At 73.4% G+C, this 8,249-nt stretch carries 6 protein-coding genes; 5 read left to right on the plus strand and 1 reads right to left on the minus strand.

Annotated elements, in window-relative coordinates; translation table 11 throughout:
• Positions 1-57 precede the first annotated feature (57 nt).
• The 5 genes from ACPYOM_RS10210 to ACPYOM_RS10230 all read left to right on the plus strand — a co-directional run bounded on the left by ACPYOM_RS10210 (position 58) and on the right by ACPYOM_RS10230 (position 6,923).
• Entirely contained in the window at positions 58-1,956 is a 1,899-nt protein-coding gene (locus ACPYOM_RS10210) for an ABC transporter ATP-binding protein (protein ID WP_481345845.1), read from the plus strand.
• A complete protein-coding gene (locus tag ACPYOM_RS10215; RefSeq protein WP_481345846.1) occupies positions 1,953-4,058 on the plus strand; it encodes an ABC transporter ATP-binding protein in 2,106 nt (701 codons plus the stop codon). The genes ACPYOM_RS10210 and ACPYOM_RS10215 overlap by 4 nt, the downstream gene beginning before the upstream one ends.
• Before the next feature lie 343 nt (positions 4,059-4,401).
• The gene (locus ACPYOM_RS10220) at positions 4,402-5,664 is read left to right on the plus strand and encodes an NAD(P)/FAD-dependent oxidoreductase (RefSeq protein ID WP_481345847.1); all 1,263 of its coding nucleotides are present in this window, start codon (positions 4,402-4,404) and stop codon (positions 5,662-5,664) included.
• Positions 5,665-5,738: 74 nt separating this feature from the next.
• Entirely contained in the window at positions 5,739-6,593 is an 855-nt protein-coding gene (locus ACPYOM_RS10225) for a bifunctional methylenetetrahydrofolate dehydrogenase/methenyltetrahydrofolate cyclohydrolase (protein ID WP_481339463.1), read from the plus strand.
• Between the two features lie 9 nt (positions 6,594-6,602).
• Entirely contained in the window at positions 6,603-6,923 is a 321-nt protein-coding gene (locus ACPYOM_RS10230; protein WP_481345848.1) for a DUF3017 domain-containing protein, read from the plus strand.
• A gap of 225 nt (positions 6,924-7,148) precedes the next feature.
• On the opposite strand, the gene ACPYOM_RS10235 is transcribed toward ACPYOM_RS10230, so the two are convergent.
• Entirely contained in the window at positions 7,149-8,138 is a 990-nt protein-coding gene (locus tag ACPYOM_RS10235; RefSeq protein WP_481339467.1) for a malate dehydrogenase, read from the minus strand.
• Positions 8,139-8,249 lie beyond the last annotated feature (111 nt).

The raw sequence follows: 8,249 nt of genomic DNA on the forward strand, positions 1-8,249 counted from the left end.
GTGCACCCGGAAAACCGGTGGGGCGGTGTCGGTCGTCCGGCCTAGGGTGGACGGGCCATGCGAGACTTCCCGCCCCACACCCGCGCCTACACCGAGCGCGGTGCCGCCGAGCCCGACACCCGCAGCCCGCGCCGCCTCCTGCGGTGGATGGTGCGGCAGAACGGCGTGCTCTTCCTCGCCGGCCTCACCGCCGCCCTCGTGTGGATGGTGCCCCAGACCGTCGGCCCGTGGATGGTCGGGCGCGCCATCGACACCGGCATCGTCGCCGGCGACGGCAGCACGACGCTGCGGTGGGTGCTCGCGCTGGCGGCCGTCACCGTCGTCGGTGCGAGCAGCGGCGTCGTCTACCACACGATCATCGTCCGCGAGTGGCTCATCGCCCTCTACGGCACGACGAAGCTCGTCACCCGCAAGGCGCTCCAGCTGGGCCACGTCCTGACCCGTCGTACGCCCACCGGCGAGGTCCTGTCGGTCTCCGGCAGCGACGGCGACCAGTTCGGGGCGCTCATGGAGATCTCGACCCGGGCGTTCTCGCAGCTGGCGGCCTACCTCGTCGTGGCCGGCATCGTCCTCACGACGTCGGTGCGCATGGGGGTCCTCGTCCTCGTGTCGGCGCCGCTGCTCGTCGTGCTGGGCTCGCCGTTGCTGCGGCCGATGCAGCGCTGGCAGGGTGTCGAGCGGTCCCGCAACTCCGAGCTGACCTCGATGGCCACCGACATCGTCGCCGGCCTGAGGATCCTGCGCGGCATCGGCGGCGAGGACACCTTCGGCGGCAACTACGCGGCCCAGTCGCAGCGGGTCCGGCGCTCCGGGGTCGCGGCCGGCCGCTGGCTGGCCGCCGTCGAGTCCGTCGGCGTGCTCCTGTCGGGCGGCTTCGTCGTGGCCCTCATGTGGGTCGGCACGCGCGAGGTCGCCCAGGGACGCCTCACCGTAGGCCAGCTCGTCAGCTTCCTCGGCTACGGCCTGTTCCTCATCCAGCCGATGCGCACGTTCGTCGAGTTCGCCCAGAAGTGGACGCGCTCGGTCGTCTCGGCACGCAAGGCCGTCGCCGTGCTCGCCCAGCGCCCGCCGTGGGTTCACCCCGACGACCCGCAGCCCCTGCCGCAGCGCGCCGCCATCGTCGACGAGCGGTCCGGTGCCACGTTCGACCCCGGCCGCCTGACCATGGTGGTGAGCGCCGTGCCCGACGACTCGGCCGCGCTGGCCGACCGCATCGGTCGGTACCTGCCGCGCGACGAGGGCGCGCTCGTCAGCGACGAGATCCCCGAGGACCTCAAGGGTCGCGCGGCCCGACGCGAGCGCTCCGCGCGCACGCGGGCACGGGAGGAGCAGGCGCGCCGCGACGAGGAACAGGCCCGGCGTCCGTGGGGCGTCACCGTCGGCGGCGTCGACCTCTCGCGGGTCGAGCTCGACGACGTCCGCGACACCATCCTCGTCAGTGACACGGCGCCGCAGGTCTTCGCCGGCACGCTCCGCCGCGCCGTCGACCCGCTCGGACGCCTCACGCGCGACGAGGCCGAGCGTGCCCTGCACACCGCGTCGGCCGAGGACGTCTTCGACGCGCTGCCCGGCGGCTGGCAGGGCGAGCTGGAGGAGCGTGGACGCGGTCTGTCCGGTGGCCAGCGCCAGCGCCTCGTCCTCATGCGGGCGCTCGCCGCCGACCCCGAGGTCCTCGTCCTCGTCGAGCCGACGTCGGCCGTCGACGCCCACACCGAGGCGCGCATCGCCGAACGGCTCGGACCACACCGCGCCGGCCGCACGACGATCGTCATGACCGCGTCGCCGCTGCTGCTGCACCACGCCGACGAGGTCGTCCTCCTCGAGGAGGGGCGCGCCACCGAGCGCGGCCGCCACGCCGACCTGCTCGCGCGTTCCGACGCCTACCGCGCCGTCGTCGCGCGCGGCGACGCCGACCCGTCCGTCCTCGCCCGCCACGGTGCGGAGGAGAGCCGATGAGCCACACCGACCAGCTCGACGAGCTCGACCGGCCCGACCGGGCCGACGGGGCCGACGGGGCCGACCGGGCCGACGGGGCCGACCGGGCCGACGGGGCCGACCAGCACGACCTGCTCGAGCGGAACGAGCACCGCGCCGGTTCGACCGTGCCCGCCGCCCTGCTACCGGCCGAGCTCGCCGCCGAGTCGGCACGCACGTGGGACGCCGCCCACGAGGCGCCGGCCGTGCCGGCCGAGCTGCGCCCGCCGGCGTCCGCGTCGGTGGGGGAGCGGCTGGCGGCGCTGCGGCGTCGCCACCTGCTGCGCGAGCGGCGGGCCCGGGAGTTCGTCGCCGACACGATGAACGCCCGGACCGGCCTGCCCATCGCGACCACCCGCGACGTCGTCCGGTTCATGCGTGGCCTGTTGTCCGACGAGAAGGTGCTGGTCGTCACCGTCGTCCTGGCCAACGCCCTCGCTGCCGGTGCCGGCCTGCTCGTGCCGCGGCTGCTCGGCCGGCTCGTCGACTCCACCGTGGCCGACGTGCAGGCCGGACGCGTCGACGCCGCGATGGCGGGGGCCGGCTCGGCAGCGCTCGTCGTCGCGGCCCTCGTCGTCGTGCAGGGCCTGTTCACGTTCGCGGCGCAGCTGTCGGCGACGTACCTGGGGCAGGGCGTCCTCGCCACCGCCCGCGAGTACGTCGTGCGCGCCATCCTCCGGCTGCCCCTGTCACGCGTCGAGAGCGCGAGCACCGGCGACCTCGTGACCCGGGTAACCCGCGACGTCGGCACCATGAGCGAGAGCGTGCGCTGGGCGCTGCCCCAGTCCCTCTTCGCCGGTATCACCGTCGTGCTGACGCTCGTGGCGATGGTGACCAACTCGCTCTGGCTGTCGCTGCCCTCGCTCGTGCTCATGACCGTCGCGCTCGCGCAGGTGCGCCGGTACCTGCGCCGCGCCGCCCGGGGCTACCTCACTGAAGGCGGCACCTACTCGCGGATCAACACGACGCTCACCGAGACCGTCGAGGGTGCCCGCACCGTCGAAGCCCTGGGGCTCGCGCGGCACCGGATGCGCCGCGGCGACGACGACATCGAGGTGTCGGGCCAGGCCGAGCGCTACACGATGACGCTGCGCAACCTGCTCTTCGCCGTCATGGACGTCGCGTTCAGCCTCCCGCGGGTCCTCGTGCTCTTCCTCGGGGCGCTCGGCTTCGCGCAGGGGTGGGCGACGCTCGGGCAGATCACCACGGCGATCCTCTACGCCGAGGCGCTCTGGGCGCCGTTCGACATGCTCGTGCACACCGTCGACCGCGTGCAGGTCGGCGTCGCGTCGACGACCCGCCTGCTCGGCATCGCCACCGTGCCGCCCGACCGCACGCCGGGCACCGCGCGACCCGCGGGCCCCCACCTCGAGGGCCGCGACCTGCGCTATGCCTACCGCAGCGGTCACGACGTCCTGCACGGCATTGACCTGACGATGGCGACCGGGGAGCGGCTGGCCATCGTCGGTCCGAGCGGTTCGGGCAAGTCGACCCTCGGACGGTTGCTGGCGGGCATCCACGGGCCACGCACCGGCTCGGTGACCGTCGGCGGCGTCGAGCTGGTGGAGCTGCCTCTGGACGTCCTGCGCCGGGAGGTCGCCCTCGTCACCCAGGAGCACCACGTCTTCATCGGCTCGGTCCGCGACAACGTCGTGCTCGCCCGCGAGGGCGCGAGCGACGACGCGGTGCGCGAGGCGCTGCGGGCCGTCGATGCGCTGGACTGGGTCGAGCGGCTGCCCGAGGGGCTCGAGACGAAGCTCGGCTCGGGACACCAGGCGCTGACGCCGGGGCAGGCCCAGCAGGTCGCGCTCGCCCGGCTCATCCTCGCCGACCCGCACACCATCGTCCTCGACGAGGCCACCTCGCTCATCGACCCGCGGACGGCGCGCCACCTCGAGGGTTCGATGAACGCGCTGCTCACGGGGCGGACGGTCGTCGCCATCGCGCACCGGCTGCACACGGCACACGACGCCGACCGCATCGCCGTCGTCATCGACGGGCGGGTCGCCGAGCTCGGCAGCCACGACGAGCTCGTAGCGCTCGACGGCGAGTACGCCGCGCTCTGGCGCGCCTGGACCTCCTGAGGCGCCCGCGCTTCCGGCGGCACACGCGAGAGCCCGCCCCGGGAGGAGGGCGGGCTCTCGTCCACGTCGCGGCAACCCCTGACCGCCACGGCGTGGGTGCGCGGTCGCGACAGGGCGGGTGGGTGGTGTCTCGTGACCGGCTGTCCCACGATAGGCAGAAAACTTCCATCTCCTACGGGAATCGCGTGGGATTGCTTCGTTCCCGAGGTGCCGAGTCGCCTCGAGGCGTCGCGGGCCGGGAGACCCACGGGATGCGCCCGGGACGCGCCCGGCGGGACCCGGGTCTCGACGGGGAGACGCTGCCATGTTTGGCTGGCGCCATGACGCAGGGTATGAGGCACCGATGAGCGACCCGACGACGCAGCACGCCGACCGAGCCACGTACGTCATCGTCGGCGGTGGTCTGGCCGCCGCCAAGGCCGTCGAAGGCATCCGCGAGAGCGACCGGGAGGGCAGCATCGTCCTCGTCACCGAGGAGCCGCGGCTGCCGTACGAGCGTCCGCCACTGTCCAAGAGCGTCCTCAAGGGTGACGAGGAGCCGGCGTCGGCGTTCACCCACGACGAGGGTTGGTACGCGGAACAGGGCGTGGAGCTGCGGCTCGGCACGGCGGCCACCTCTCTCGACCCGGCCGCACGGACCGTGACGCTCGAGGACGGCTCCGTCGTCGGGTACGACAAGATCCTCCTCGCGACCGGGTCCTCGCCGCGGGCGCTCGACGTGCCGGGCGCCGACCTCGAGGGTGTCCTCTACCTGCGCGAGATGCCGGAGTCCGAGGCGCTCAAGGCGCGCCTGGGCAAGGACGCGCGGATCGTCATCGTCGGCGCCGGCTGGATCGGCCTCGAGGTCGCGGCCGCGGCGGCCGAGGCCGGTGCCTCCGTCACGATCGTCGAGCCGCAGCCGACGCCGCTCAACGCGGTCATGGGCGAGACGGTCGGTTCGTGGTTCGCGGGCCTGCACCGCAGCCACGGTGTCGAGTTCCGCTTCGGCGAGGGCGTCGACCGGATCGAGGGGGACGGGCGTGTCGAGGCCGTCGTCACCCGCTCGGGTGACCGCCTGCCGGCCGACGCCGTCGTCGTCGGGGTGGGGATCACGCCGAACACCGGCCTCGCCGAGAAGGCAGGCATCGAGGTCGACAACGGCATCGTCACCGACGCCGCGCTGCGCACGTCCGCCGACGGCGTCTGGGCCGCGGGCGACGTCGCGAGCTGGCGCAGCACGACGCTCGACCGCAACATCCGCGTCGAGCACTGGGCCAACGCGAACGACGGCGGCCTCGCGGCCGGCCGCTCCATGGCGACCGGTGAGCAGACGTACGACCCGGTGCCGTTCTTCTTCTCCGACCAGTACGACGTCGGACTCGAGTACGCCGGGTACGTGCCGCGGGACTCCGGCGCCGAGGTCGTCCTGCGCGGGAAGCCGGAAAGCAACGAGTTCATGGCGTTCTGGGTCGTCCCGGATGCCGACGGCGTGCGGGTCCTCGCCGGTATGCACGTCAACGTGTGGGACACCATCGACGCGGTGCAGCAGCTCGTGCGCAACGGCACGGTCGTCGACCGTGACCGGCTGGCCGATCCCGACGTCCCCCTCGAGGACCTCACCACCTGAGCGACGCTCGCCCGGCTGACGGGCTGCCCGGACGGCCGCGGGGACGCCCCCGCGGCCGTGGCAGGATGTCCCCCGTGACGGCACGCATCCTCGACGGCAAGGCGACCCTCAAGACCATCAAGGCCGAGCTGGCCCAGCGGGTCGCACGGCTGGCCGAACAGGGGGTCGTCCCCGGGCTCGGCACGGTTCTCGTCGGCGAGGACCCGGCGAGCCAGTGGTACGTCAACGCCAAGCACCGGGACTGCGCCGAGATCGGCATCACGAGCATCCGCCGCGACCTGCCGGCCTCCGCCACGCAGGCCGAGGTCGAGGCCGTCATCGACGAGCTCAACGCCGACGCGGCGTGCACCGGCTTCCTCGTCCAGCAGCCGACCGGCCTCGACGAGATGGCGCTGCTGTCGCGCGTCGACCCGCGCAAGGACGTCGACGGCCTGCACCCGACCAACCTCGGGTGGCTCGTCCTCGGCAAGCCGGCGCCGCTGCCGTGCACGCCGATGGGATGCATCGAGCTGCTGCGCCGCCACGACGTGCCGATCGCCGGCGCGAAGGTCGTCGTCGTCGGGCGCGGCCTCACCGTCGGTCGACCGCTCGGGCTGATCCTGACCCGCAGGAGCGAGAACGCCACCGTGACCCTGTGTCACACCGGCACCAAGGACCTCGCCGGGGAGGTGCGCCAGGCCGACATCGTCATCGCCGCCGCCGGCGTGCCCGGCATCGTCACGGCCGACATGGTCAAGCCGGGTGCCGCGGTGCTCGACGTCGGCGTGAGCCGGGTCGAGGGCAGGGTGGCCGGTGACGTCGCCCCCGACGTCGCGGAGGTGGCCGCCTGGATCAGCCCCAACCCGGGTGGCGTCGGCCCGATGACTCGCGCGCTCCTGCTGACGAACATCGTCACTGCCGCCGAGACGTCGGCCGCCGCGGGAGCCTGAGCCGCCCCGATGCAGTGGCGGGGTAGCGGGTTCGTCGTCCTCAGCTGGTGGTACCTCGTGGCCGCCGTCGCCGCTGCCGGCGTGCTGACGATGGGCTTCTACGACGTCCGGTGGGGTGGGCGGATCATGGCCGCGGCGTTCGGCGTGGGTGCCGTCATCCGCCTCGTCGCCCGGCCGGCGCGCAAGGCGGGCGGCCTCAACGTCCGCTCGCGCGCCTTCGATGTCATCGTCCTGCTGACGCTCGGCATCGGTGTGCTCATCGCGTCGGCCACCGTCAACGTCTCGACCGAGGGACCGACCCGCACCACGGTCGACCGCACCACCCGCTGAGCCGACCCCTCCCGCGTTCGCGCGGTCGAGGTGATTCCTCGCCGTCGGCCGCGACCGATCGCCTCGACTGGGTCGTGGCCCGCGTCGGTCGAGGTGATTCCTCGCGCTCGGCCGCGACCGACCACCTCGACGCCGTCGCCTCCGCGAACCGCACGTGCCGGAAACGGCGACGGGCGCCGGTCACCCGCGGTGATCGGCGCCCGTCGCTGGCTGAGGCGAGCCGGTCTAGATGAGGCCGAGGCCCTTGACGGCGTCGCGCTCCTCGGCGAGCTCGGCCACCGAGGCGTCGATCTTGCCGCGCGAGAAGTCGTCGATGTCGAGGCCCTGGACGATCGACCAGCGGCCGTCCTGCACCGTGACGGGGAAGGAGGAGACGAGGCCCTCCTCGACACCGTAGGAGCCGTCCGAGCGGACCGCCATCGAGACCCAGTCACCGTCGGGCGTGCCCTGGACCCAGGTGCGCGCGTGGTCGATGGTCGCCGATGCCGCGGAGGCGGCCGAGGAGGCACCGCGCGCCTCGATGATGGCCGCGCCTCGCTTGGCGACGGTCGGGATGAAGGTGTTCTCGAGCCAGTCCTGGTCGCCCACGGCCTCGGCGGCGTTCTTGCCCGAGACCTCGGCGTGGAAGAGGTCGGGGTACTGGGTCGCCGAGTGGTTGCCCCAGATCGTCATCCTCGTGATCTCGGTGACGGGCACACCGAGCTTGGCGGCGAGCTGGCTGATGGCGCGGTTGTGGTCGAGGCGCGTCAGGGCCGAGAAGCGCTCGGTGGGGATGTCGGGGGCGTTGCTCATGGCGATGAGCGCGTTGGTGTTGGCCGGGTTGCCGGTGACGGTGACGCGGATGTCGTCCGCCGCGACCTCGTTCAGGGCCTTGCCCTGCGGGGCGAAGATGCCGCCGTTGGCCTCGAGGAGGTCGCCGCGCTCCATGCCCGGGCCGCGGGGGCGGGCCCCGACGAGGAGGGCGTGGTTGACGCCGTCGAAGACCTTCGTGGCGTCGTCGCCGATCTCGACCTTGGCGAGCGTCGGGAAGGCGCAGTCGTCCAGCTCCATGACGACACCCTCGAGCGCCTTGAGCGCCGGCGTGATCTCGAGCAGTCGCAGCTCGACCGGGGTGTCGGGACCGAGGAGCGCACCGCTCGCGATGCGGAACAGGAGGCTGTAGCCGATCTGGCCGGCGGCGCCGGTGACGGCGACCTTGACAGGGGTTGTGCTCACGTGAGGGCCCTTCACATCGGTGTGGCGCTTGGACGCTCCGACGCTACCAGCGTGCGCGGCGCACCCCCGCGCCGGCTGCGTGCGGCCTTGGTCACCGAGCCGTGCAGGCGC

It is taken from the genome of Monashia sp. HAY1-2A (genome assembly GCF_056755315.1).